This is a genomic window from Paenibacillus thermotolerans (genome assembly GCF_028745515.1).
Taxonomy (GTDB): Bacteria; Bacillota; Bacilli; order Paenibacillales; family YIM-B00363; genus Paenibacillus_AE; species Paenibacillus_AE thermotolerans.
Genome location: NZ_JAQZSG010000025.1, coordinates 1 through 22,660, shown reverse-complemented (window position 1 = coordinate 22,660; position 22,660 = coordinate 1). Strand labels below are relative to the sequence as shown.

General features: G+C 55.5%; 27 protein-coding genes. 16 read left to right on the top strand and 11 right to left on the bottom strand.

Annotated features, from left to right (window positions below; translation table 11 throughout):
• The first annotated feature begins 12 nt into the window (after nt 1-12).
• Nucleotides 13-648, top strand: coding sequence for a gluconate 2-dehydrogenase subunit 3 family protein (locus tag PT964_RS18750; protein WP_274364877.1), 636 nt, complete (start codon nt 13-15; stop codon nt 646-648).
• Nucleotides 648-2,225 carry a GMC family oxidoreductase gene (locus PT964_RS18745; protein ID WP_274364876.1) on the top strand — a complete coding sequence of 526 codons (1,578 nt, stop codon included), beginning with the start codon at nt 648-650 and terminating at the stop codon, nt 2,223-2,225. Before PT964_RS18750 ends, PT964_RS18745 begins: the two co-directional genes overlap by 1 nt.
• Before the next feature lie 66 nt (nt 2,226-2,291).
• On the opposite strand, the gene PT964_RS18740 is transcribed toward PT964_RS18745, so the two are convergent.
• Nucleotides 2,292-3,332 carry a phosphotransferase enzyme family protein gene (locus PT964_RS18740; RefSeq protein ID WP_274364875.1) on the bottom strand — a complete coding sequence of 347 codons (1,041 nt, stop codon included), beginning with the start codon at nt 3,330-3,332 and terminating at the stop codon, nt 2,292-2,294.
• Nucleotides 3,333-4,163: 831 nt separating this feature from the next.
• Between PT964_RS18740 and PT964_RS18735 the strand changes: the two genes are divergently transcribed.
• From PT964_RS18735 to PT964_RS18720, 4 genes are all read left to right on the top strand, one after another.
• A complete protein-coding gene (locus tag PT964_RS18735) occupies nt 4,164-4,694 on the top strand; it encodes a GNAT family N-acetyltransferase (RefSeq protein WP_274364874.1) in 531 nt (176 codons plus the stop codon).
• Nucleotides 4,691-5,533 (top strand): DMT family transporter, encoded by an 843-nt coding sequence (locus PT964_RS18730; RefSeq protein ID WP_274364873.1) that lies wholly within the window; start codon nt 4,691-4,693, stop codon nt 5,531-5,533. The genes PT964_RS18735 and PT964_RS18730 overlap by 4 nt, the downstream gene beginning before the upstream one ends.
• Before the next feature lie 21 nt (nt 5,534-5,554).
• Nucleotides 5,555-6,523 (top strand): D-2-hydroxyacid dehydrogenase family protein, encoded by a 969-nt coding sequence (locus PT964_RS18725; RefSeq protein ID WP_274364872.1) that lies wholly within the window; start codon nt 5,555-5,557, stop codon nt 6,521-6,523.
• A gap of 67 nt (nt 6,524-6,590) precedes the next feature.
• Nucleotides 6,591-7,037, top strand: coding sequence for a DUF441 domain-containing protein (locus PT964_RS18720; protein WP_425262767.1), 447 nt, complete (start codon nt 6,591-6,593; stop codon nt 7,035-7,037).
• Here PT964_RS18720 and PT964_RS18715 read toward each other — a convergent pair.
• Nucleotides 7,014-7,436, bottom strand: coding sequence for a cupin domain-containing protein (locus tag PT964_RS18715; protein WP_274364871.1), 423 nt, complete (start codon nt 7,434-7,436; stop codon nt 7,014-7,016). The two genes, PT964_RS18720 and PT964_RS18715, sit on opposite strands and share 24 nt — an antisense overlap.
• A gap of 182 nt (nt 7,437-7,618) precedes the next feature.
• Between PT964_RS18715 and PT964_RS18710 the strand changes: the two genes are divergently transcribed.
• The 7 genes from PT964_RS18710 (at nt 7,619) to PT964_RS18680 (ending at nt 13,060) form a co-directional block, all read left to right on the top strand.
• Entirely contained in the window at nt 7,619-8,068 is a 450-nt protein-coding gene (locus tag PT964_RS18710) for an Hsp20/alpha crystallin family protein (RefSeq protein WP_274364870.1), read from the top strand.
• Nucleotides 8,069-8,135: 67 nt separating this feature from the next.
• Entirely contained in the window at nt 8,136-8,555 is a 420-nt protein-coding gene (locus PT964_RS18705; RefSeq protein ID WP_274364869.1) for a hypothetical protein, read from the top strand.
• A gap of 128 nt (nt 8,556-8,683) precedes the next feature.
• A complete protein-coding gene (locus PT964_RS18700) occupies nt 8,684-9,265 on the top strand; it encodes a TetR/AcrR family transcriptional regulator (protein ID WP_274364868.1) in 582 nt (193 codons plus the stop codon).
• Nucleotides 9,266-9,283: 18 nt separating this feature from the next.
• Nucleotides 9,284-9,796 (top strand): HXXEE domain-containing protein, encoded by a 513-nt coding sequence (locus PT964_RS18695; protein WP_274364867.1) that lies wholly within the window; start codon nt 9,284-9,286, stop codon nt 9,794-9,796.
• Between the two features lie 84 nt (nt 9,797-9,880).
• Nucleotides 9,881-10,510, top strand: a complete 630-nt coding sequence (locus tag PT964_RS18690; protein ID WP_274364866.1) for a bifunctional 4-hydroxy-2-oxoglutarate aldolase/2-dehydro-3-deoxy-phosphogluconate aldolase — start codon at nt 9,881-9,883, stop codon at nt 10,508-10,510.
• Nucleotides 10,511-10,512: 2 nt separating this feature from the next.
• Nucleotides 10,513-11,988 (top strand): sialate O-acetylesterase, encoded by a 1,476-nt coding sequence (locus tag PT964_RS18685; RefSeq protein WP_274364865.1) that lies wholly within the window; start codon nt 10,513-10,515, stop codon nt 11,986-11,988.
• Between the two features lie 178 nt (nt 11,989-12,166).
• Nucleotides 12,167-13,060 carry a peptidylprolyl isomerase gene (locus PT964_RS18680; protein WP_274364864.1) on the top strand — a complete coding sequence of 298 codons (894 nt, stop codon included), beginning with the start codon at nt 12,167-12,169 and terminating at the stop codon, nt 13,058-13,060.
• A 186-nt stretch (nt 13,061-13,246) separates the two neighbouring features.
• Here PT964_RS18680 and PT964_RS18675 read toward each other — a convergent pair whose 3' ends face one another.
• The 6 genes from PT964_RS18675 to PT964_RS18650 all read right to left on the bottom strand — a co-directional run bounded on the left by PT964_RS18675 (nt 13,247) and on the right by PT964_RS18650 (nt 16,121).
• Nucleotides 13,247-13,543 carry a spore coat protein gene (locus PT964_RS18675; RefSeq protein WP_274364863.1) on the bottom strand — a complete coding sequence of 99 codons (297 nt, stop codon included), beginning with the start codon at nt 13,541-13,543 and terminating at the stop codon, nt 13,247-13,249.
• Nucleotides 13,540-13,755: a hypothetical protein gene (locus PT964_RS18670; RefSeq protein WP_274364862.1), complete on the bottom strand. Its 216-nt coding sequence runs from the start codon at nt 13,753-13,755 to the stop codon at nt 13,540-13,542. The genes PT964_RS18675 and PT964_RS18670 overlap by 4 nt, the downstream gene beginning before the upstream one ends.
• 21 nt (nt 13,756-13,776) lie before the next feature.
• Nucleotides 13,777-14,913: a zinc-dependent alcohol dehydrogenase gene (locus PT964_RS18665; protein WP_274364861.1), complete on the bottom strand. Its 1,137-nt coding sequence runs from the start codon at nt 14,911-14,913 to the stop codon at nt 13,777-13,779.
• Complete coding sequence (locus PT964_RS18660; RefSeq protein WP_274364860.1) at nt 14,910-15,296, bottom strand: spore coat protein; 387 nt, start codon at nt 15,294-15,296, stop codon at nt 14,910-14,912. Before PT964_RS18660 ends, PT964_RS18665 begins: the two co-directional genes overlap by 4 nt.
• A gap of 13 nt (nt 15,297-15,309) precedes the next feature.
• Nucleotides 15,310-15,555 (bottom strand): spore gernimation protein GerQ, encoded by a 246-nt coding sequence (locus tag PT964_RS18655; protein WP_274364859.1) that lies wholly within the window; start codon nt 15,553-15,555, stop codon nt 15,310-15,312.
• A gap of 122 nt (nt 15,556-15,677) precedes the next feature.
• The gene (locus PT964_RS18650; RefSeq protein ID WP_274364935.1) at nt 15,678-16,121 is read right to left on the bottom strand and encodes a spore coat protein; all 444 of its coding nucleotides are present in this window, start codon (nt 16,119-16,121) and stop codon (nt 15,678-15,680) included.
• A gap of 235 nt (nt 16,122-16,356) precedes the next feature.
• Here PT964_RS18650 and PT964_RS18645 point away from each other — a divergent pair, with 235 nt between their 5' ends.
• Nucleotides 16,357-17,445, top strand: coding sequence for a PRK06851 family protein (locus tag PT964_RS18645; RefSeq protein WP_274364858.1), 1,089 nt, complete (start codon nt 16,357-16,359; stop codon nt 17,443-17,445).
• A 34-nt stretch (nt 17,446-17,479) separates the two neighbouring features.
• Here the strand turns inward: PT964_RS18645 and PT964_RS18640 are convergent, their stop codons facing one another.
• The 3 genes from PT964_RS18640 to PT964_RS18630 all read right to left on the bottom strand — a co-directional run bounded on the left by PT964_RS18640 (nt 17,480) and on the right by PT964_RS18630 (nt 19,410).
• Nucleotides 17,480-17,713 (bottom strand): hypothetical protein, encoded by a 234-nt coding sequence (locus tag PT964_RS18640; protein WP_274364857.1) that lies wholly within the window; start codon nt 17,711-17,713, stop codon nt 17,480-17,482.
• A gap of 172 nt (nt 17,714-17,885) precedes the next feature.
• Nucleotides 17,886-18,407, bottom strand: a complete 522-nt coding sequence (locus PT964_RS18635; RefSeq protein ID WP_274364856.1) for a DoxX family protein — start codon at nt 18,405-18,407, stop codon at nt 17,886-17,888.
• 109 nt (nt 18,408-18,516) lie between these two features.
• A complete protein-coding gene (locus PT964_RS18630) occupies nt 18,517-19,410 on the bottom strand; it encodes a proline iminopeptidase-family hydrolase (protein WP_274364855.1) in 894 nt (297 codons plus the stop codon).
• 299 nt (nt 19,411-19,709) lie between these two features.
• On the opposite strand from PT964_RS18630, the gene PT964_RS18625 reads away from it, so the two are divergent.
• Nucleotides 19,710-21,413, top strand: a complete 1,704-nt coding sequence (locus tag PT964_RS18625; RefSeq protein ID WP_274364854.1) for a sigma-70 family RNA polymerase sigma factor — start codon at nt 19,710-19,712, stop codon at nt 21,411-21,413.
• Nucleotides 21,407-22,525, top strand: a complete 1,119-nt coding sequence (locus PT964_RS18620) for an ABC transporter substrate-binding protein (protein WP_274364853.1) — start codon at nt 21,407-21,409, stop codon at nt 22,523-22,525. The genes PT964_RS18625 and PT964_RS18620 overlap by 7 nt, the downstream gene beginning before the upstream one ends.
• Nucleotides 22,526-22,660: the final 135 nt, after the last annotated feature.

Genomic DNA, 22,660 nt, shown 5'->3' with positions numbered 1-22,660 from the left:
GGGCGGGAGCATATGAGCAAAATATTGCCGACGAAGACGCATTACAGCAGCTATAACGTAATGGATGAGCAGGAGCATTGGGACGACCACACCCGCGGGATTGTGAACAGCCGTCTGGAGCCGGGGGGGTCGTTACAGTTTTTTACGGAGAAAGAGGCTGAGAAAATGTTCTCCGTATGCATGCGTTTGACAGGTGACGAGCGAGGGGACATCATCCGGTACATCGTGTATCATGCGGACCAGACGCTGAGCAACACAATCGGCGAGAGCGAACGGAAGACGAACGTCCCGAAAGGGGAGGAGCTTGTACGAAGCGGGCTGTCCGCGCTGGAGCAGGCTTCGCAGGAGCTGTTCGGACGCCCCTTCGTCGATGCGGAAGCGCAGCAGCAGCGGGACTTGCTGGCGGGCATCAGCGAGGAGCGGGGACAGCCGGAGCATGCGTGGGCGAGCGTTCCGCAAAAGCCGTTCTTCAAGAAGCTGCTGAAGCTTGCGGTCGAAGCTTATTATTCCCACCCGGTCGTATGGTCGGAAATCGGCTACGGCGGCCCGGCTTATCCGCGCGGTTACGTACGCACCCAGTTGGGACAGCTGGATCCGTGGGAGGCGCATCGGGACAAGCCTGAACGGAAAGAGACGGGTGATGCGTGATGCTGCAGCGTAAATATGCGGGTGAAGAAGCGGACGTCGTCATCGTCGGGGCCGGAGTGGCGGGCGGAATCATCGCCAAGGAGCTGGCCGAGGCGGGGATGAAGGTTGTCCTGATCGAAGCGGGGCCGTTCTATGATCCGCAGGACGATTTCGCCAGCGACGAGCTGTCGATGCAGCGGCTGGGTTGGCAGGAGACGCGCATCGTCGACGGGCAAAACCCGCTGAAGATGGGTCATAACAACTCGGGCCGCGGAGTCGGGGGCACCAGCCTTCATTGGACGGGCGTGTCGCTGCGGTTTCACAACGCCGATTTCAAGGCGAAGACGATCGACGGCGTTGCGGACGATTGGCCGATCGACTATTGGAACTTGGAGTCGTATTATGACCGGATCGAACGGGAAATCGCCGTTTCCGGCCCGAAGCATTTCCCTTGGGGCGAGTTTCAAGGCCCTTATCCGTATCCGGAGCGGGAGCCGTTAAGTCCGAACGCATACTTGTTCCGCAACGGCTGCGAAAAGCTCGGCATCCGCTCGGTCGTCGCGCCGCTGGCGATTTTGTCGGCGCCATTCGAGGGCAGGCCGCCTTGCATTAACCGAGGCTTTTGCAATCAGGGGTGCATGCCCAACTCGAAATACAGCTCGCTGATCGTGCACATCCCGAAGGCGCTGCGCGCGGGGGCGGAGCTGCTTCCGGAATGCATGGTCACTTCGATCGATATGGGCAAGGACGGGAAGGCGAAGGGCGTCACGTTCGTCCATAAGGGAATCGAATATCAGCAGCGGGCGAAGCTTGTCGTCGTTTCGGCCTACGTCGTCGAAACGCCGCGGCTGCTGCTGAACTCGGCGACCTCGGCATTCCCGGACGGACTGGCGAACAGCAGCGGCTGGGTCGGCAAAGCGGTCATGACGCACAGCAGCTACGACGTGTACGCTTGGTTCGAGGATGAGATCCGGTTGTACAAGGGGACGCCGGTGCTTGCGACTACGCAGGAGTTTTACCGCACCGATCCGGCCAACGATTTTGTGCGCGGGTATACGCTGCATGCGCACGGGGCGCGGCCGGTCGCTTTCGCAAGCGCGATCTCCCAGCACGAAGGCGGCATGCTGTGGGGCGAGGAGCTGCGCCGCACCGCGCTCGATTACAATCACTACGGGCGCATTACGATGGTCGGAGAGGTGCTTCCGAGCGAGAAAAACACGGTGACGCTGTCGCACGAGAAGGACGAGCTCGGGCTGCCGCGGGCGAAGGTGACGTTCAGCTACGGCGACAACGATTTGAAGCTGATCGACCACGCGGTGAAGACGATGAGCTCGATTATGGAGGCGGAGGGCGGCAGGGTCGACTTTGTCGTCTCCGACACCGCTCATCTGATGGGAGGCTGCCGGATGGGGAAGGATCCGCAGTCGTCCGTGGTCAACTCGTACGGTCAGACGCACGACATTCCGAACTTGTTCGTATGCGACGCAAGCGTGTTCGTCACTTCAGGGGCGGGCAACCCTACGGAGACGGTGATGGCGCTTGCGCTGCGGACGGCGGATCATATTAAGGAGAAAGCGGCGCGGTTCGAGCTTTCTTGAGGAGGGCATAGACAGAGGTTCAGACGGAGTTAGTTTGAACCTCTATTTTTTTGCCGTGCGCCGAGTTTAGGCGAATGCTTCCTGCCATCTGTCTAATTCACTTACGATCCGAAGGGCCCACTCCACTTCATCCAGCATGTTCGACGCGTGACGCTGCGCGGCTTCCTCATCGTCCAGCGAGGCAATCCACCCGCCGATCGACCATAACGGCTGCCGTGCGATCGCAAGCGGCAAAGCCCGACGTTCCGCCGACGACAGCCTCTCCCCCAAACCCGAATCGTATGCATCGGTAAGACTCCGTAATTTACTCAATCGTTCCTCAGTTACGGGTTCGATCGAGCAATCGAAATAATAGAGGGTCAAGGCGAGGTCGTCGATGCGTGCGCGCTCGCCCATATAATCGAAATCGTTGACGAGCACTACACGGCCGTCGCGAAAAAATACGTTGTTGTGCCAAAAGTCGCCGTGCGTCATCTGCCGTGGAAGCGAAGAAACCGGCTCCCACTCCGCGGCGGTGACCCGTCGGGCGAGCTCCTCTGCCGCTTCCGCAAGCTGACGATAGTATGGCGACGCATTCCACCCACGCAGGCGTTGAATGCCTTCCAACGACTTGCTCAGCGCTTTCTGCGGCTCGATGTGATTCGCAAAGAGCGGGTACCTGCCGTCATTGCTGAAAGGCGCACCTTTAAGCACGGTATGAATCCGACCGAGCAACGGTAGTCCGGTCATCAAGCGGTCCCAGGAATCCATGAAGCCGTCGTGCTCTACATACCGTTCAACCTCCACAAGCCGGCCGTCGAACGTTAGCCATTGCCGTCCGTCCGATGTCGGCAGCGCTTCCGCCGATGGGACTCCGCCGGCATTCAGCATTTGGCGGGCGAGCTGAATATCGGAGAGCCTTGCTTCGGTAACGTACGGGCGGTATACACGAACGACATAGCGGCCGCGCTCATCGGTAACGAGCAGGTTAAGGCTCGACGATCCTCCGAGGTCGATGCCGGATTCCAACCTGTCAATCCCGTATGCATCGGCTACTGCCCGGAACAGCTCCTCCGAGGGAGACGCACGCAACCCTCGCAATCCGCCGCCTGCATTATCCTTCTGCACGTATATGCCTCCTTTGCATTGACTGCTTATATACCGAAACCGATTGAGTAACCCATTTTCCACGATGCATATTCTAAGTACACTGTACCAATTTTTTATTTTTTTGACGATATTTGCTTTTCGGATTGCGAGGTCGATCCCTTTGATGCCGATTTTACCTCATTACAGGCTCCCATCCCGCCGCATGACCGAGTTAGCACCCAAAAATGTTACAAACATTGCTACTATCCCACCGCACGACCGAGTTAGCACCAAAAAACTTTCATACCCATGCGGACACCACTGACGCGAATCGCTGTGGCGCTAACGGAACCGGATGACCGCTAATTTTGTCGAAACCGGGTAAAAGAGCTCATTAGCGGAACCGAATGTCCGCTAATTCGCATGAATCGCCGGTAATTGGCGGTTTTCGGGCGATTAGCGGACAACTTGTTCCGTTACTTCGCAGCTTGGAGGGGTGAGGCGGTTTTTAGCGGTCAAGTTGGTCCGTTAATTCGCAGCTTTTAGGGGTGAGGCGGTTTTTAGCGGTCAAGTTGTTCCGTTAATTCCGGCATCGCAAACCGAATGACGTGGACGCTCCGGCGTTAGCACCAAAAGTTGGTGCTAACGCCACATGGGCAGCCGGCCTAGCCGGAGTCAGCGCCAATATATTTGAGGAAGCGGGTCTTTTAATGCTGGAAACGTATCCGTGCCTAACCAAGTTACAAACGCTGCTACCATAACCGCCGCATACTTCAAAGCATCTTACCGCCGCACGCCAATTGGTATACAATGATCCATAATCAGCACAGCACAGCACAGTATCCAGAGACCTTAAAGGGGAGAGAGACGATGGAGGAAAGCGGCGTACTGCTTGTAAAACCGGCGATCGAATGGAGAGAGCCGTACATAGCCTTCTACCGGGAGTGGAAGGACAGCGGCGAGCGAATGGTGCCGTGGGTTATCGGCAAAGACCCGTCCGATTTCCCGGCGATGCTGCGGTTTCTTAGCGACAATGCGAACGGGATCAACCTACGGGAAGGATGGGTGCCCGATTCTACTTACTGGCTTGTGAACCAAGACGGCAGCAAAGTATTGGGAGCCGTCAACATCAGACATGGGCTGACCGGCTATTTGTTCGACCGGGGCGGGCATATCGGCTACGGCATCCGTCCTTCCGAAAGACAGAAGGGCTACGCCAAAAAGCTGCTGGCCTTGTCGCTCGGCATAGCCAAGGAGCTGGATATTCGCAAAGCGTTGGTAACTTGCGACGACACGAATGCGGCATCCGCCAAAACGATCGAACGAAACGGCGGAGTCAGGGATACGGATTACATCGAGGAGAACGGCAACGTCGTACGCAGATACTGGATCGACACATGACGGCGGCCGTTCTGCTCGTTCTCTCCTCCGGCTTTCTGCACGCGGTTTGGAATTTATTTACGAAGAAAAGCGTAAATAAGAGCGCGTTTTTGTGGTGTTGCCAGCTGGTCGCGATCGTCGTGTTTCTGCCTTGGGCCATCTCCGACCTCGGCAAAGCGCAATCGGTTCCGCCCGCTTACTTACTGCTCGCCGCCTCGATGCTTCTGCACGGGACATACATGGTGCTGCTTGCCAAAGCGTATACGCTGGGAGACTTGTCCCAAGTTTATCCCGTTATGCGGGGCATGGGTCCGCTCCTCGTTCCGATCATCGCCGTGCTGTTTCTGAATGAGCGTCTCGCCGCCGCAGGGTGGGCCGGAGTACTGCTCATCGTATCCGGAATCGCGGCCTTAAGCAGGCACGGAAGCAATGCCGCCGCGTCAAAACGGGCCGTAGCTGCGGCGCTTGCCGTCGGCATCTGCATAGCGTTCTATATTCTCGTCGATAAATTATCGTTACAATATATGCCGGCTACCGTTCTGAACGAAGCTACGAATATTGCCAATTTATTGGCGTTGTCGTACCCGGCAGCGGCGTCGGGCGCTCTTCGGAGCGAGTGGAAGGCGAACTGGAGAACGGTGCTGCTGGGAGGCGTGGCCGCACCCGGCGGATATTTGCTGTTTCTGTTCGCCCTAACGTTGGGGCAGGCCGCCATGTTAACGCCGATTCGGGAAATCGGCACCGTCTTCGGTACGCTAATGGGCATATACATCCTTAACGAGCCGCAAGGGGGGAAACGAATCGCCTCATCGATACTGATCGCCGCAGGAGTCGTGCTGCTCGCTTTTACCCCAAACTAACCAAAGGAGAGATCCGAATCTATGAAGCAAAAGCTGAAGTGCGCCATCCTGGACGATTATCAAAATGCCGCATTAACGATGGCAGACTGGTCCAAGCTGGAGGATCGGGTGGAGGTGAAAGCTTATCGCGAGCAACTTGCCGATGAGGACGACGTTGTCCGGAACATAAAAGATTGCGAGATCGTCGTCATTATGCGGGAAAGAACCCCGTTTCGCGCGTCCTTGCTGTCGCGGCTGCCGAAGCTGAAGCTGCTCGTAACGACGGGGATGCGGAACGCGTCGATCGATCTGAAAGCGGCGGCGGAGCTCGGCATCACCGTGTGCGGCACGGGCAGCCGCACCGAACCGCCCGTCGAGTTGACGTGGGCTCTGATTCTCGGCTTGGCGCGCAAAGTGGCCGCGGAGAATGAGGCGATGCGCACGAACGGCCCGTGGCAAAGCACGATCGGAACGGACTTGTACGGGAAGCGGCTCGGCCTGCTCGGTCTCGGAAAAATCGGCGGCAAAGTGGCGCGGATCGGCCAAGCGTTCGGGATGGAGGTGGCCGCGTGGAGTCAAAACTTGACGCGGGAGCGGGCGGACGCCGCCGGAGCCGTATTGGCATCGTCGAAGGAAGAGCTGCTTCAGAGCAGCGATATCGTATCGATTCATCTCGTGCTAAGCGAGCGGACCAGGCATCTGATCGGCGCCAGGGAGCTGGAGCTGATGAAGCCCACGGCATATCTCATCAACACTTCGCGCGCCGGAATCGTCGATCAGGCGGCGCTGCTGCAAGCGCTCCGTAACGGACGCATCGCCGGAGCGGGACTCGACGTGTACGAGCGGGAGCCGCTGCCGCATAACGACCCGCTGCGCACGCTGCCGAACGTGCTGGCGCTGCCGCACCTCGGATATGTGACGGAAGGCAATTACGGCGTCTATTTCCGCGAGGCGTTGGAAAATATCGAGGTTTTCTTGCTGGGGGAACCGATCAGGAAGCTGCAATCATGAAAGAACCCCTTTTTGGAAAAGCTAGCCGCAAACGGCACCATAGCCTATTCCGAAAAGGGGTATTCGCTTGTTCGACATTCCGCTTCTGATTCTGCTCGCTATCGCCGCAATAGGAGTCGTCGGCAGGAACGTGACGGTGACCGCGGCGATGCTCGTGCTGGCGCTGCTGCGCGTATCGGGCTTTCATCGCGCGTTCCCCCCGCTGGAGAAGTACGGGATCACCGTCGGCGTCATCATACTGACGGCGGGCGTCATGGCTCCGATCGCCGGCGGAAAAATCGGCGTGCAGGACATCGTGCGGACGTTCGCTCACTGGCAGTCGCTCCTTGCAATCGGCGCCGGCATGCTGGTCGCCTACCTCGGCGGACGGGGAGTTTCGCTCATGTCCTCCCAGCCTCTTGTCGTTACCGGGCTGCTGCTCGGCACGATCATCGGTGTGGCCGCCTTCCGGGGCGTGCCCGTCGGCCCGCTCATTGCGGCGGGCATTCTCTCATGGATCATCGGTACGAAATAGACGCTTCTCCAGCTCCGGCAGCAGAACGACGCTTTCCTGCTCGTTCGGGTCGGTGCGCGCGATAATGGCGGTGCAGCTTTCCGTTTCGCTCGGATTGTACGGGAGATGCGGCATGCCGGCCGGGATGTAAAGAAAATCGCCGGCTTCCGCCTCCATATGATGCTCCAGGTTTTCCCCGTACCACATCGCGGACTTCCCTTCCAGCATATAAATCGCCGTTTCATGCTCCTCATGCAGATGCGCCTTGGCACGAATGCCGGGGGGCAAGGTCAGAATGAGCATGCAAATCCCGTCGGCGCCGACGCTCTCTCTTGAAATCGCCTCTCCGTAATCGAACCCTTGTTTCCCCGCGTACACTCTTGAGGAACGAATCCTTTTGCAATCTTGACGGCTGTTCATGGGTTTCACCACTCTATTCTTTATAAAATTTCGAAGGAATGAATCCTCAGGATAAAAATATTTATTACAGTAGAAGGCGAACCGATCAAACCGTCCCTTAAAGTCTATTATTAAAAAATATACGAATTACGGGCTGTACATATTCTCAATACCGGTATTGCAGGAGGGGGGGCTCGCGCCGCATGGACCGCTTGAAGGAATGGCTTGAACTCGCGCAAAAATTTCACGGCAAAGATTTCTGGACCTCCGTCTTTGATCAGGAATATGCGAAGCAGTTTCTCGGCGACATGATGAATTCGAATCGGACAGACGATTCGGATTTCCCCCGCGTCGACGTATTGAAGAGCGAGAACGAATTGATCGTCTTGATCGACATTCCCGGCATTAATAAAGAAGATGTCCAGCTGTCCATCAACGACGACAACTTGCATATCAGAGGAAACGCCAGACAGCCGTATCCGGGGGCGCAGCGGCATACCTCCGAAAGATTCAGCGGACCGTTCGAACGCACGGTGAAGCTTCCGGAGAAGGCCGGTTCCGGAGGAAAAATTTCCGCGAGGTTCAACAACGGGCTGCTCGAGGTGCGAATCTCGCGCGTTCAACGTCCGAGGCATACGATCAAGATCGATTAGAACGCTTTTTTTTCTTGGACGAGTTGTCTATGCATGCCAATAAACTACGGAAATCGGGGGTGGCTCGGTGCCTTTCAGCCATATTGCAAGCTGGTTCGCGAAGCGGCACGGCACGCCGCTCGAGCGGCGGTTCCAGGCTGTCGACCGAAAAATCGCGGAGCTGGAAAAAGAACTGTCGCTGCTGAAGAAGAAAGAACAGGAAGAGGAAGTCCCCCAAAGCCCTAAAGAGCATTATCCCGTCATTATTGAAAACATCCAAATCGATCAAATCGTCGTGGAAAAGGTCGAGTATAACAACAATTTCGGCGCCCTGGGCATTAAAGAGCTTACAGGCAGGCTGAATATAGGAGCAAATTATCACGGATTCCGGGAAACGTGCGAGGCGGCCGTTTCTCCGAAACCGAACGGGAAGGCCGTTTCTCCGAAACCGAACGAGAACGCCGCGCCGCGCGAAGGCCCCAAGTATGTCATCCGCGCAAAGCCGTAATGAATGCCGGAAAGATTATTTTTCTGTACAAGCCTAAAACCGATTGACAAACGAACCATCCGGGCGTAAAACTAACTCATTAGTTATATAACTTTTGAGTTAGTTTTTTACTTTTGGAGGAAATCGTCATGGAGCGAAACCGTAAGAAAAAAGGCGAATCCAGCCGTGCCCGCCTGCTTGAAGCGGCCATGCGGCAGTTTGCCGAGAAGGGATACCGGCCGACGAAGGTCAGCGACATCGTAAAGGCGGCAGGGCTGACGCAAGCGGCGTTTTATTTGTATTTTCCGAGCAAAGAAGCGATTTTATCGGAGCTGGCGGCCGAATATAAGGAGCGCTTGAACGAGCTGGCGAACGCCGGACGGCTGGTGACGCCTTTGCAGAAGGCGGAGGCGCCTATGCAGGTGAAGGAGAACCTTCGGAGCGTGCTTCGCTTCTTCCATGCGCATCCGCAGCTGACGCGGATCGCCCTGTTCGAATCGCCTGACGGGGAAGCGATGAAACGGGACATTCATGCGATGATCGCGCAAAATCTTCGCAGCAACCAGCAGGCAGGCCTTGTGCGAAGCGGTCTTCCTGTAGAGACGGCGGCGGAATGCATCGTTGCGGTGATCGAGCTGACGGTGAAAAAGCTGCTCGCCGGCGAGGCGCTTCCGGAGCAGCTGGCGGACGAAACGGCGGACGTTGTGTCCTATGGAATATTGGCGCAATGACATGAAGGGGGGAGACCGATGAAGAAGAGGATGTTGAACTTATTGGATAAGGTGCCTTTTCGCACCCTGCTGTGGCTGTTTCCGGTCGTCGTGACGATCCACAACATCGAGGAAGCGGTTTGGATGCCGGCATGGGCGCAAAGCGCGATGCCGATGCCCGTCCGAATCGAGGACAAGGCGTTCTGGTTCGGACTTGCAGTAGCTACGCTGCTGGTCTACGCGATTACATACTACGGCTCCAAAAGTCGAAACGAAAGCGGAAGCGCCTACCTGTTAACGGGAGTAATCGCCATCGTGTTTTTAAACGTATTTTTCCCGCATGTGCTGGCGACGATTTTGTTGCGGGAATACGCTCCCGGCGTCGTAACCGGCGTGCTGCTTACTTTTCCGGTTACTTTATATTTGCTCTACAGGGCGCGGCGGGAACGCTTTATCGACCCGGGAAAGCTGAAGCGAGCGACAGCCTTTGCGGCGGTCGCGGCCGTTGCCGTCATTGCTCTGTCGTTTTACGTAGGCAGCATGGTGCTGTAAAACTTAATTTTGTTGGAGACACGACCGTTCTTTTCTCTTAAAATATAGCAAAGGCCTATGAAAAAGGGGAAGTGAAGGAACGGCATGGATTTGCTCAAACGGTTGACGGAAGAGAAAATAATTGCCATCGTGCGCGGCATCCCCGAGGAGAAAGCGGACGCGGCGGCTTCAGCCTTGTACGAGGGCGGCATACGTCTGATCGAAGTGACGATGAACACCCCGGGAGCTTTGGACTTTATCCGCAGATGGCGAAAGCTGTTCGAGGGGAGCATGCTTGTCGGAGCGGGCACGGTGCTCGATGTGGAGATGGCGAAGGCGGCGGTGGCGGCCGGCGCGGAATATTTGGTTACGCCGAACGTGGACGAAGCCGTCATTCGATACGGCGCAGCGAATTGCGCGGGCGTCTTCCCCGGAGCGATGACGCCGACGGAAATCGTCCAGGCATGGAAACACGGAGCCGCGGCCGTTAAGCTGTTTCCGACCGCCTCTCTCGGAGCGAAGTACATACAGGAGCTGCAAGGCCCGTTGTCCCATATTCCGCTGATCGCGACGGGCGGCGTGGACATCGGCAACATGGAGCAGTACGCCAAGGCCGGAGCGAAGGGCTTCGGTTTGGGCAGCAGTTTGCTGAATAAGCAATGGATCCAAGAAGGAGACTTTGAGCGGCTGAAAAGCAATGCGGCCGAATACGCCGCAGCTGCAAGGAGGTTGTGAGCATGACTGTGAAGCTGAAGGCGGCCCCGATTTTTTCCGATCGTATGGTGCTGCAAAGGGATACGTCTGTGTTTGTATGGGGCACCGGCGCGGAAGGCGCCGTCGTTGCCGCGCAAGTCGGCGGTAACCGGGCGGAGGCGACGGTGAAGGACGGACGGTGGTGGCTGTCTCTTCCGCCGATGCCTGCAGGCGGGCCGCATGAGCTTACGCTTTCCTCGGAGGAGGACCGTATCGTCTTTACGGACGTCTTATTCGGCGACGTATGGCTGGCCGGCGGTCAATCCAACATGGAGTGGAGCCTGCGCGATGCGGCCGAGTCGAAGGATGCGATTCCGAACGCGGAGCATCCCGACATCCGGCTGCTTCACGTCCCTCGCATTTCCTACGAGGAGCCCGGCGACGAAGATGCCGCGATGACTTGGCAAGCGTGCACACCGGAAAGCGCCGCAGCGTTTTCCGCCGTCGCCTACTTTTTCGGCGGCGAGCTGCAGCGCGAGCTTGGCGTGCCGATCGGCTTGATCAGCTGCAACTGGGGCGGTACGTCCGCCTCTTGCTGGGTGGATCAGAGCACGCTGCAAGGCGATGAAGAGCTGCGCGTATACTGGGACGAGCATGAAGCGCGGATGAAGGATTTTACATGGGAAGCGTATGAGCAGGCGGACCGGGAATATCAGCAAGCCGTGAACGATTATGTCCAAAGGGAGCGGGAGGGCAAGACGGGCGAGGAGCTGGGAGCCTATCCTTGGCCGCCGGTGTACGGCCCGAAGGTGTTTTATCGTCCGTGCGGACTGTATGATACGATGCTTTCGAAAGTGTCTCCGTACCCGTTGAAAGGCTTCATCTATTATCAAGGAGAATCGGACGCGCACCGGCCTGCCTTGTACGACAAGCTGCTTGAGGCGTTGATCCGCAAGTGGCGCAGCGACTGGGAGGATGCGGAGCTGCCGTTCCTGTTCGTCCAGCTGCCCTTCTGGGATAATGAAGGACACCCGGACGGCGAGGCGTGGCCGCTGCTGCGCGAATCTCAGCAGAAGGTTGCGGACCGCGTGCCGCATACGGGCATGGCTGTCGCGCTCGATTGCGGGGAGGAGCGGGACATTCACCCGCGGCGAAAGCAGCCGATCGGGCACCGGCTCGCCTTGGTCGCCCTGGAGAAAGTGTACGGCTGCAACGTGCAAAGCTCCGGACCGAAGCCGGCGAGCGCGCGCGCGGATGGAAATAAAGCCGTTATTTCCTTTGAGCACGCAGGCAGCGGATTGGGTTCGGGCGGCGCCCGGCTCAAGGGCTTCCATATTTGCGGCGAAGACGGAGCGTTCTTGCCTGCGGAAGCCGCGCTTTCAGGGAATACCGTCACGGTTTGGAACGAGAACGTCTCGAAGCCGGCGGCGGTGCGTTACGGTTGGGCGAATTATATGGAAGCGAACCTGTACAACAGTCATGGGCTTCCGGCCGCGCCGTTTCGAATGACGTTAAGCTAGACCGCACTTGCAGCAGATCCGCCGGGCGCCGTTAGGAATCGGATGGCTGTTTTGGCCAAGTCCGGCGGATTTTCTCATTTTCAGGTTATTTTCAGCTTTTTCTCATTTTCATTTCAGCTTTGGCCGTCATACTGTGTACAAGCCTTATGTAAATTATCGTTGTAGAAGGAGCCGAAGGATGAACTTTATTAGAGAACGAATTTGGATGTTGATTGCTGTTATTTTGCTGATCGTATTGGTGGGCGTCGTTTGGTTGAACCCGTTCCAAAAGCAAGGGTCGGCGGGGCTCGGCGGCGCCGTAGCCAAGGTGAACGGCGTTTCGATCAGCAAGGAGCAATTATACGATGAAATGTATGCCTTGGGCGGGGACCAGACGCTCCAAAATATGATCGATGAGGAACTGATCCGCCAGGAAGCGGAGAAGGCCGGAGTAACGATTACGGATGCCGACATCGATAAAGAGATCGACAAGGTGAAATCCTCCTTCGGCTCGGACGAGGAGTTTGAATATACGCTCGCTTCCTACGGCATGACGCTGGACAGCTTGAAGGAAAATATGAAGACGCAGGTACAGCTCCGCAAGCTGCTGGAGCCTCAAGTTACCGTCACGGATGACGATATTAAAGCTTATTTCGATGAAAATCTCGAATCGCTCCAAACGCCGGAGCAAATGCGCGCTTCGCATATTTTGGTCGAAACGAAGGAAGAAGCGGAAGCGATTTTGAAGCAGCTGAAGGAAGGCGCCGACTTCGCCGAGCTCGCCAAGGAGAAATCGACGGATACTCAAACGGCGCCAAGCGGCGGGGATTTGGACTTCTTCGAACGCGGCAGGATGGAGCAAGCGTTCGATACGGCGGCGTTCGCGCTGAAGCCGGGAGAGCTGAGCGATATTGTGGAGACGAGCTACGGCTACCACATTATTAAAGCGACCGACCATAAGGATGCGGTGACGCCGACGCTGGACGAGAAGAAGGATGAAATTAAGGAAACGCTGGTCAGCTCCAAAGTGTCCGAGATGTCCATGAGCTGGATAGACGAGAAAAGACAAGCTGCGAAAATCGAACAATTTTAAACGGAAATAAGAAAAGCCGCTGCTTGAGCGGCTTTTCTTATTTGTGCTAACGGACACCACGGACGCTTAATCGCCAATTTACCCGTCGCCATACCGCTTGACGAACGCTAAACCCTGATTTTTGGCGCATTAGAGCGAGCTGCCAGCCATCTTGTCCGAATTCAACAGCCCGGTCAGGAGTTTTTCTTAGGTTGGGATGCTTTGGGCGGTTTGCATGTTTTGCAGATCGAGATTGATTTGCGCCTGCAGGTCGTAAGGGTGGTACAGGTTGTGCCGAATTGCATAGTCTGCAATTTTTTCGTACGTGTCGATCGCTTCTTCGAGCTGTTTGGCCAATACCGCTTTGATCTCCGGAGTCGCGCACTCCGTAACGGCCATGGCGTAGTTTCTTACGCCGCTCTTGGCCGTGATCAGAAAATCCATCGCGATCACTTGGTCCGTCATGTCATTGAGCCCGGTCAGCCGCTCCAAAATAAAATTCATACTTGCAGCCCCCTCGCCGGCGCATTCGACAGCAGGGCGCCAAGCTCCTCAAGCTGCCTTGCGGTCAGTGCGACATCCTCTTGCAAAATTTGCTTTAGCTCGGGGTCGGAGATGAGCATCTGCATCGTCTTCGATTTTGTCATACAAATCGTTTTGAACGCCGCAATCTCGTGCGTTTCCAATATTTCATGCAATGCGTAAGGCGAATTCATATCGTATGCATCCTCCCTTGCTTAAGGCTTCAGAACGACCTTGATGCAGCCGTCCGTCTTCGTGTCGAATTTCTCATAGCCCTGCTTGGCTTCGCTTAGCGGAATGACGTGCGTCACAATGTCGAACGGATCAATCTTCTTGTTCACAATAAGCTCATACATATGCGGCATGTAATGAATGACGGGAGCTTGTCCGGTACGGATATTGACGTTGCGTTCAAACACATCCCCGAAAGGAAAACCGCTGTAACGTCCTCCGTAAATGCCTGTAACCTGAATGATTCCGCCCTTACGGACGGCTTGGGAGGCGATGACGAACGCGTTGATCGTTCCCCCCTGCAGTCTCATGCCGGTTGCAAGAAATTCGAGGTTGCTCATCTTGCCGTCCATGCCCACAGCATCAATGACAACGTCGGCGCCGCCTTTGGTGATCTCCTTCAGGTGGTTGCCGATGTCGGCTTCCTTCTCAAAATTAACGATCTCTACACGGTTCGTGCGTTTCGCATGCTGCAAGCGGTAATCTACGTAATCGACCGCGATGACCCGTTTGGCACCCTTTATCCAACAAAACTTTTGAACCATCAGCCCGATCGGTCCGCAGCCGAGCACGACGACCGTGTCACCGTCCTTGACCCCGGCGTTATCGACGCTCCAGAAAGCGGTCGGCATCACATCGGCGATCAAGCAGAGCTTTTCATCAGGCTCCTCGCAGCTCTCAGGTATTTTAAAGTGCGTGAAGTTCGCAAACGGAACGCGCAAATATTCCGCCTGACCGCCGGCGTACCCGCCGGTTGTGCCGCTGTATCCGAAAAAACCGCCCATATCCCCGTTTTCGTTTGCATTGTCGCACTGGCTTTCCAGATGGTTTTTGCAATAAAAGCATTCGCCGCACGCAATATTGAACGGAATAATGACGCGGTCGCCCTTTTTCAAATTTGTTACGCCGGTTCCGACCTCTTCGACGATGCCCATCGGTTCATGGCCAATCACATAGTCCTCTTGCAAATTCGGGATCAAACCGTGAATGAGGTGCAGATCGGAGCCGCATATGGCCGTACTGGTCACTTTAATGATCATGTCGTCCGGCTTTTCGATTTTCGGATCGGGCACCTCTTTGACGACGACGTTTTTAATGCCCTGATACGTTACCGCCTTCATGCCCGATGCCTCCCCATATGTTCGTCCGGCGTCCGGTCGAACATCCCTTTGCGCGACGTATCGTCCGGAAACAAATTCATATTAGCGATCATCATCGTATTTTTTGCGGAAAGCTGGTCTAGCTTGTATTGCTCGTTCAGCTCGTACGGGTGGAACCATTTTTTGCGGATCATGAGCTCGGTAATTTCCTGGTGCAGCGCAAGCGCCTCCCTCAGTTGATTGCGAAGCAGCGCTCTAGCTTCCGGAGAGGCGGTTTCGGTAATGGCGATCGCCGTGTTCCGCACCGCTTCTTTCGCCCGAACAAGGAAATCCATGGCGAACGTCATATCCGCCATTTCCGGCATGTTCAGTGAGTTAATCGGGTCTAAGTAATCGTGATTCATAGGATGTCCACCTTCAGTTTAATATGGGGGTCGGACGCATTTCGGGCACGGGCGAGCGGAACGGCGCTTTTGCGTAGACGGCTTGAAGCTGTTCGACGGCGCGCTTGGATTGCTCCACGTCCTTTTGCATGAGCGCCCTAAGCTCCTGGTCGAATACGAGTCCCTGCATCAGCTTCGATTTCGCCAGGCATAGCGTCTTAAAGTTAAGCGCCTCGTGCAGCTCCATCGACTCGTGCGGCGCCAGCGTTTGCGGATTCATGACGGAATCATCACCCTCCGGTTCATTGGAATGGTTTCTCAGTGCTATGGTTCCCTAGCGAAATCGGAGTATGCGCATGAAGAAAAGCCCGGTTTCCCGGGCCAAACGATTGCGTACATGCGTTACATTTCCAACGCTTTCGCCGCATTTTTCGTGTCGAGCGCCAGCAGCCTCTCCAGGTCATAGGCCGGATACAAGCCGCGGTCGTACATAAATTGGAACGCCTTGCCGTGCAGGGCGATCGCGGCGTTCAGCTGCTTTTGCAGCGTGCCTCTCAGCTGCGGCGTCGCCGTTTCGGTGATGGCGATCGCGTAATTTCGCACGGCCGTTTTGACGAACCCGAGCAGGTGGGCCGCATAAAAGGCGGTCATATCGCCGTCGCTGCTTTTTCTCATGCCGACCGGCGCTTGAGGATAGTAGCGAAGCAGCTCGTGCAGGTTTTGCTCGATGCCGTGAATCGTTTCGGCGTATAGAGCGTGCAGCTGCGGGTCCTTCACATCCGTAAGATGCATTTTGAAAGCCATTAAGTGGTTGGACTGAAAGGCGACGAGCTCGTGCAGCTCCATCGTTTCGTGCCAAGCCAGGTGCTTCGGCTGTCTATTGGCTGAATCCAAAAAAAATCCCTCCAGAAACGTGATGGTATAGCATATGCCTATCGGAACGAAGCGGTTGATTGTCTCACGCCTTTGTTTGTAAAAGCGAAGGATGCTTTTTTCGGGACGGATGCACCAATCGGGCGTTCGAATAATACGATGAAACCAGAGGTACCCGTGACAAATGCCCAAAGAAAGGTGTGGCGGTATGGCTGGTTTCATTACAAACTTCTATGCGGGCGGCAACACGGCAAGAGGCTTTGCCAATTTGTTCGACTCGTCGCTGCAGGACTTGAATCGTCTTTATATTTTGAAGGGCGGACCCGGAACGGGGAAATCGTCCTTGATTCGCTCGGTCGGCAGCGATTTTGCCGCCCGCGGCTTTGATATTTGGTACATTCATTGCGCTTCGGACAACGAGTCGCTGGACGGACTCGTCATTCCGGCGCTCAAGGCGGGGATCGTCGACGGAACGTCTCCGCATGTGATCGAACCCCGGCTGCCCGGTGCGGTGGAGCAGTACGTAAATCTGGGAGAGGCGTGGGACGCGTCCCGGTTGAGCCTTCGGAAGGACGCGATTTCAGGCTTGAACAAGCGGATTCAAGAAGCGTATGCGAAGGCTTATGCCGGCTTCGCCGAAGCGCTGCGCATTCATGACGAGTGGGAGGCCGTTTATATCCGCAACATGGATTTTTCCGCGGCGGATGAAGTAACGGAACTGTTTATTAAGGAGCTGTTCGGCGGACTTAGCGCTCCAAAAAGCAGCCGCGTCGACCATCGTTTCTTGGGGGCCGCGACTCCGAAAGGAGCGGTCGATTTTGTACCGAACTTGACGGAAGGCTTGAACAAGCGCTATTTCATTAAAGGCCGCCCGGGCTCCGGAAAGTCGACGATGCTGAAGCGGCTGGCTGCTGCGGCGCAGGAACGCGGCTTCGACGTCGAGATTTACCATTGCGGCTTCGATCCGAACAGCCTGGATATGATTATCGTCCGGGAGCTCGGCTTCGCGTTGTTCGACAGCACCGCCCCGCACGAGTATTTCCCGGAGCGGGAATCGGATGAGGTGGTCGATATGTATGCGCGATGCATCAAGCCGGGTACGGATGAGGAGCATGCGGACCGCCTGGCCGGCATTCAGGAAAAATATTCGGGCAAGATGAAGGAGTCTATCTCTTATTTGGCGGAAGCGAAGTCGTTCCACGACGAGCTCGAGCAAATTTACGTGCAAGCGATGGATTTTTCCGTGGTCGATCGGATGAAGGCGCGGATTGTCGGGGAGCTCGAGGATCTGATTTAATAAGCAAAACCGGACCCCTACAGGGTCCGGTTTTTTAGTCGTTGTAGTCTTCCGTTGCCGACGTTTCGATAATTTTGTTGCGTATGAGCCAGGGCTTTAGCTGAGTAAGAATGCTGAATACGATGAAAAAATCGATAACCCAGACGAGCGTTAAGTAATAAAGGTTGGTAAAATGAATCGACGTGTAACCGTTAAGCTTCATGACGATCAGCGACTGTACGTAAAGCAGCACGAATCCGAGAACGGTGGAAGCGGCAAAGCGAATCATAATATCCCTCCGCATGCATCAGAAGAGAAGCGGCAAGCCTTCTTCGGTAATATGCTTCACATTATAACTCCGTTGCAAAATTGGGGCAATATTGTGAACGAAACTCAGGCTTTTTATGGGATAAAAAAAACCGCCCCGAAGGTCGGGGCGGTAGTTCTTCAAAGCGTATCGGTTAAGCCGCTGCTGTGTTAACGGTTTTCTCTTTCGGTTTTAAGCCGAACAGCTTGCGCAAATACGGAAGGACGTAGCGGTCGGCGCCGAAGGCGCCGGCGTTGGCGCCGGCCGTCAGGACGATGAAGCCGAGCAGTACGAGCCAAGGGTTCGTGCTTACGGTGCCGGCAAACATGAACATGAAGTTCATCATGAGTCCGAAGAAGGCGGCGGCGGCGGTCAAGCAGCCGAGGATGAGTCCGAGTCCGACCAGAAATTCGCCGAGCGGGATCATGACGTTGATCAGCTTCACGTTAGGGAGCGCGAAATTATGGACGAAGGCGACAAAGTTCGGGTAGACGAGCTCGCCTGTCGCTTTGTCCAGCACCGGGTTCGCCGCCGCGTTATTTAAAAATCCGCCGGCGTCGAAGCCGCCCGTCAGCTTGTGCCAACCCGCGTTCATCCACGTGTAGCCGAGATAAACACGGAGGAAAAGCAGCAATCCCGCGGCATACTTGTTATTTCTGATCCATGTGTTCAACATATCGACCAGCTCCTTTGTTCTTTATGGCTTTAGTATAACTCGGGAGCGGGCGAATGGTTGTGAAAAAAATCACAAATTAATGAACATTCGTTGTGAAGCGGAGCCGCGGTCAGTTTTCCTTCCGGCTCAGGAATGCTCTGACCGCGTTCACGTACGCCTCCGGCTCTTCAAAATAGCTTAGGTGAGCACTGTTTTCGAATACACGCAGCTCCGCCCCCGGCACGAGGCTTTGATAGTAGCGCGTCGCCTCGGGTGTCGCTTCGTCGAAGCGTCCGCACAGAAATAACGCAGGAATGTCGATTTCGTGCAGCCGGCCGGTGCAGTCGTATGTTTTTAAATTGCCGGTCGGGCAAAACTCGGACGGACCCCACATCGTCATGTAAACCTCCTTGTTCGAGGGAGGCAGCGGTTGAGCCAGCTTAGGCGGCCACGGAATTCGGCGAACAAAGCTGCTGTAGTAAACATCCATCGCTTGTTGATATTCGGACGAGCCGGTCGTTCCTTCCGCTTCGCAGCGCCGGATCGTCGCTCGCGTATCCTCCGGAAGCGAGTCGATCAACCGGTCGGCATCCTCCTTCCAGCGCATTGCGCTGAGACACGGGCTGGAGAAGATGACGCTCTTTACCTGAGGCGGCTTGCGCTCCAGCAGATACGAAGCGGCGAGCATCGTCCCCCACGAATGCCCGAGCAGGTGCAGCTCGGTAAGATGCAGCGCGCGGCGGACGCATTCCAGCTCCTCGACGAATCGGCCGGTCCGCCAAAGCACCGGGTCGGTCGGCTTGTCCGAGCGTCCCGAGCCGAGCTGGTCGTAGAAGATGACAGGTCGATCCGCCGCCAGAACGCCCAGCGATATCTTCAGCAGGTCGTGGGAATTGCCCGGGCCGCCGTGAAGAATTAGCAGCGGTGTATTTCGGTTGGTCGGCTCTCGCTCCATTTTGCAATACCATACCCGGCCTCCGGGCACTTCGATGTAACCTTCCGTTATGTTTGTTTGTGGATCCATAGGTATATGAACCTCCTCCGGCGCGATAACAAGCAGTCCATTTATTTTACAATATTCGGCGGCTCGGCGGGAGTAATCGCGGAAAGCCTGCGATCCTATGAATAAAGGAAAGAGCGGTACGAAAGCGAATGTAATACGAAAATCAAAAAGTTATCGATAAACGAAAAAAGTTGTTCAAATAAACTGCGTGTCAGGCATCTATCCTATTGGGGCCGAAGAAAGGGTGAGCGGGGGAAGTGGGAGGCGACGCTGAAAGTGCCGGAACGAAAGCAATAATGTCCGTTGGAGATCGGGAACTGGTGGAGCGCGCACGACTAGGGGATACCGAAGCGTTCGGCGAACTTATTGAGCAGTACCGCGGCAAAGCGCACGATTGGGCGGAACGGTTGACCGGCGATCCGTATATGGCCGACGATGTTGTGCAAGATGCGCTGATTCGCGCCTTCTTGCATCTAGGCTCGCTCGCCGACACAAGCCGGTTTCTACCTTGGCTTCATCGAATCGTCCGAAATCAAGCCAATATGCGATTGCGCCGGGGAGGAGTCCACCGGAAGGAGCTGCCGTTTTCCAGATTGGGCAATGCAACCGAGGCGGATCGTTCGAAGGTGGATTGGAGGGATCTGGACAGTATTCTGTACCATCTGTCCCGTTCGGCGGCGGATGCTGCGATGCGAGAGCAGGATCCGGCGGAGCATCTGCTGCGCAAAGAGCTGTATGAGACAATTCATGCACTGCTGCATTGTCTTAACCGTAAGGAGCAGGGCATCTTTAAGGCTTATTTTTTTCGCAGCCTGAGCCCTGAAGAAATCGCCGCCATGTACCGAATGCCGATCGGCTCCGTCTACACGTATATTCACCGATCTCGGCAGAAGCTTCGGAAGGAGAACATTCGCGCCTCACTCGGTCTAGTATCGGAAAAGAGGGAGAGAAGCGGCATGATGACGCACAAGCTTCTTCCGACGCCGGGAGGACCGGCCTTTACCTTTACCGGATTAACGTTTGTAGACAGCATCCGGCGTATGTTGAATACGCTCGGCGATCGAACCGATGAAGCAAAGCTGATGGGGATATCCGGCTTTGCCTTCCGCATGAAAATTTCGGACAAAACGACGTTCGCCGACGGCATCTATGTGTTTGATTGGCGAGAGACTCTGCAGCAATTGATGAAAGAGCTCGGCTATGAGACGACGTTGCTGTGCGGCCAGCTTGCCGACGGCGTTCCGCTGCTCGGCGCGGTGGAGCGCTTTCCGGTGGTGCTTCCGATCGAAGAAGCTGTTATTCCGTTCGTAAGAAGGCATATCGATGCCGGCAAGCCCGTATTGTACTTCGATACCCTGGCTTCAAAGCCTTATGTGCACGAATGGGCGGTCATCTTCGGATACGATGACGCGGAGCGCGTTGTGCATCTTACCGACCCGATGCGGCATGAAGGCAAGAAGATCTCTTACGATGATGTCGTTTACAATCCGATCCGTTTCCTTGCCGGCATCGACGGCGTGAAGAAGCAATCATCGGGAGAAGAGCATGAGCAAGCGCGGCGGACGATTCGCTTCGCCATTGACTATGCAAGGAAAGGCTGCGGATATAAACCCCGAACTTCTTACTTAAGTTATACTTCGGGTCTTGCAGTCTACGATCGCTGGATCGGTCATTTGCGAAACAGGCATATCGCGCCTAACCGGTACGGTATGGGTCAATTGTTCTTCGTCTATGCGCAGGCGAAAAAGTATGCCGCCATGTATTTGCGACGCGCGCCTCTTGAAGGGGAATCGATGCGGCTCGCGCTGCTGGCTTCAGATGCTTATGAACAAGCGTCGGAAGCTTTTGAGGAAATGAGCGGGAAATTGCCTTTCATCCGTTCACCGGAGGAATTGTCGCCGGAAATGCGTGAAGAATGCGTCGTCCTTTTAAGCAAAGCCAAGACTTTTGAAAGTGCGGCAATCGGGTATTTGGAGAAAAGTTTAGCCGTTATGGCTAGGGAGGCGGGAGAAGAACGATGGTAGAGTTGCGGTTTGTAACGGAAATTCAGCATTATATGCATGTCGTGCAAGAAGCTAAACAATCCTTTGAACGGCTTCACCCGGACGTGAACGTTCAAATTCAGCTTGCGGTTGACGGCTTCGAAGCGGCGAAAGCGCTGGAATCGGAAAATCCGCCGGATATTATTGAACTGGGCGGGTTCCAAGCCGGTAATCGTGACGAGCTGTTCATCGATTTGACCCCCTATGCCTCGGAAATCGAAGGGCTATGGGAGGACTGGTATCCGGGGTTACGGCAGGCTATTACTCATGGCGGCGTTTTGCCGGGGTTGCCGCTGGAAATTATGATGCCGCTCATTATGTATAATAAGGAAATGTTCGACCGGGCAGATGTCCCTTATCCGACAGACGATTGGACGTGGGACGACTTTATCGAGCTCGGGAAAAAGCTTACGATCCGCGATGCCGAGGGAAAAGCATCTCAATACGGACTGGGGATCGGCATCGATATCGAATGGTGGGAGCCTTTCATCCTGCGCAACGGCGGGCGCTATGTGTCGCCGGACGGGTCAACGGCGCATAAATACGTCGACAGCCCTGCAACGATGGATGCATTCCGAAAGCTGATCGATGCCTTCCGTTTGCATAAAATCGTCCGAATGCCGAACGAACCTTCCCGATTACCGGAAGGACGGGAACACGAGGAAGCGGCTATGAACCTCATGTTCGGCTGGCACTTCCTCCATCAACAACACCCGGATCAAAAATATGCCGTTGTCGGCTTGCCGAAAATGCCGGGCGGGGTCGAAGCCAATATGATTTATATGGCCGGAGCGCACGTCACGAAGAAATCCGCGAACCCGCGATTGGCATGGGAATTTTTACGCCATTACATATTGGCCAGCCGCTATTGGGTTCTTCCGAATACGAAATCGCAGGCGATCGCTCAGGGATTGACGGAACACCCGGTATGGTACCGTTACCTTCAGGAGTTGGAGTATATTCAGCTTGGCGCCTTCTTCTTGAATCGAAAATGGAACGCCAGCCGCCAATTGATCAATGATGATATTTTACGAATGATCATCGACGGTGCGGACGTAGCGCAAACGCTGCGTTCATGGACGAGATTTGCTTAACAACCTGTATGTTGCTTGCAACGAAATAGCAACACTGCGAGTGGCTATTCGCCTGTTTTCAGGGCAGCGCGAGAAAATAAGCACACTACGAGCACTAGCCTTGCATAAAAGTTGGGGAGAGCACGATGGTGGATC

Coding starts and splice junctions, on each gene's coding strand:
- PT964_RS18750 (WP_274364877.1), top strand. CDS start 13: ATGAGCAAAATATTGCCGACGAAGACGCATTACAGCAGCTATAACGTA.
- PT964_RS18745 (WP_274364876.1), top strand. CDS start 648: ATGCTGCAGCGTAAATATGCGGGTGAAGAAGCGGACGTCGTCATCGTC.
- PT964_RS18735 (WP_274364874.1), top strand. CDS start 4,164: ATGGAGGAAAGCGGCGTACTGCTTGTAAAACCGGCGATCGAATGGAGA.
- PT964_RS18730 (WP_274364873.1), top strand. CDS start 4,691: ATGACGGCGGCCGTTCTGCTCGTTCTCTCCTCCGGCTTTCTGCACGCG.
- PT964_RS18725 (WP_274364872.1), top strand. CDS start 5,555: ATGAAGCAAAAGCTGAAGTGCGCCATCCTGGACGATTATCAAAATGCC.
- PT964_RS18715 (WP_274364871.1), bottom strand. CDS start 7,436: ATGAACAGCCGTCAAGATTGCAAAAGGATTCGTTCCTCAAGAGTGTAC.
- PT964_RS18710 (WP_274364870.1), top strand. CDS start 7,619: ATGGACCGCTTGAAGGAATGGCTTGAACTCGCGCAAAAATTTCACGGC.
- PT964_RS18700 (WP_274364868.1), top strand. CDS start 8,684: ATGGAGCGAAACCGTAAGAAAAAAGGCGAATCCAGCCGTGCCCGCCTG.
- PT964_RS18695 (WP_274364867.1), top strand. CDS start 9,284: ATGAAGAAGAGGATGTTGAACTTATTGGATAAGGTGCCTTTTCGCACC.
- PT964_RS18690 (WP_274364866.1), top strand. CDS start 9,881: ATGGATTTGCTCAAACGGTTGACGGAAGAGAAAATAATTGCCATCGTG.
- PT964_RS18685 (WP_274364865.1), top strand. CDS start 10,513: ATGACTGTGAAGCTGAAGGCGGCCCCGATTTTTTCCGATCGTATGGTG.
- PT964_RS18680 (WP_274364864.1), top strand. CDS start 12,167: ATGAACTTTATTAGAGAACGAATTTGGATGTTGATTGCTGTTATTTTG.
- PT964_RS18675 (WP_274364863.1), bottom strand. CDS start 13,543: ATGAATTTTATTTTGGAGCGGCTGACCGGGCTCAATGACATGACGGAC.
- PT964_RS18670 (WP_274364862.1), bottom strand. CDS start 13,755: ATGAATTCGCCTTACGCATTGCATGAAATATTGGAAACGCACGAGATT.
- PT964_RS18665 (WP_274364861.1), bottom strand. CDS start 14,913: ATGAAGGCGGTAACGTATCAGGGCATTAAAAACGTCGTCGTCAAAGAG.
- PT964_RS18660 (WP_274364860.1), bottom strand. CDS start 15,296: ATGAATCACGATTACTTAGACCCGATTAACTCACTGAACATGCCGGAA.
- PT964_RS18655 (WP_274364859.1), bottom strand. CDS start 15,555: ATGAATCCGCAAACGCTGGCGCCGCACGAGTCGATGGAGCTGCACGAG.
- PT964_RS18650 (WP_274364935.1), bottom strand. CDS start 16,121: ATGGAGCTGCACGAGCTCGTCGCCTTTCAGTCCAACCACTTAATGGCT.
- PT964_RS18645 (WP_274364858.1), top strand. CDS start 16,357: ATGGCTGGTTTCATTACAAACTTCTATGCGGGCGGCAACACGGCAAGA.
- PT964_RS18640 (WP_274364857.1), bottom strand. CDS start 17,713: ATGATTCGCTTTGCCGCTTCCACCGTTCTCGGATTCGTGCTGCTTTAC.
- PT964_RS18635 (WP_274364856.1), bottom strand. CDS start 18,407: ATGTTGAACACATGGATCAGAAATAACAAGTATGCCGCGGGATTGCTG.
- PT964_RS18630 (WP_274364855.1), bottom strand. CDS start 19,410: ATGGATCCACAAACAAACATAACGGAAGGTTACATCGAAGTGCCCGGA.
- PT964_RS18620 (WP_274364853.1), top strand. CDS start 21,407: ATGGTAGAGTTGCGGTTTGTAACGGAAATTCAGCATTATATGCATGTC.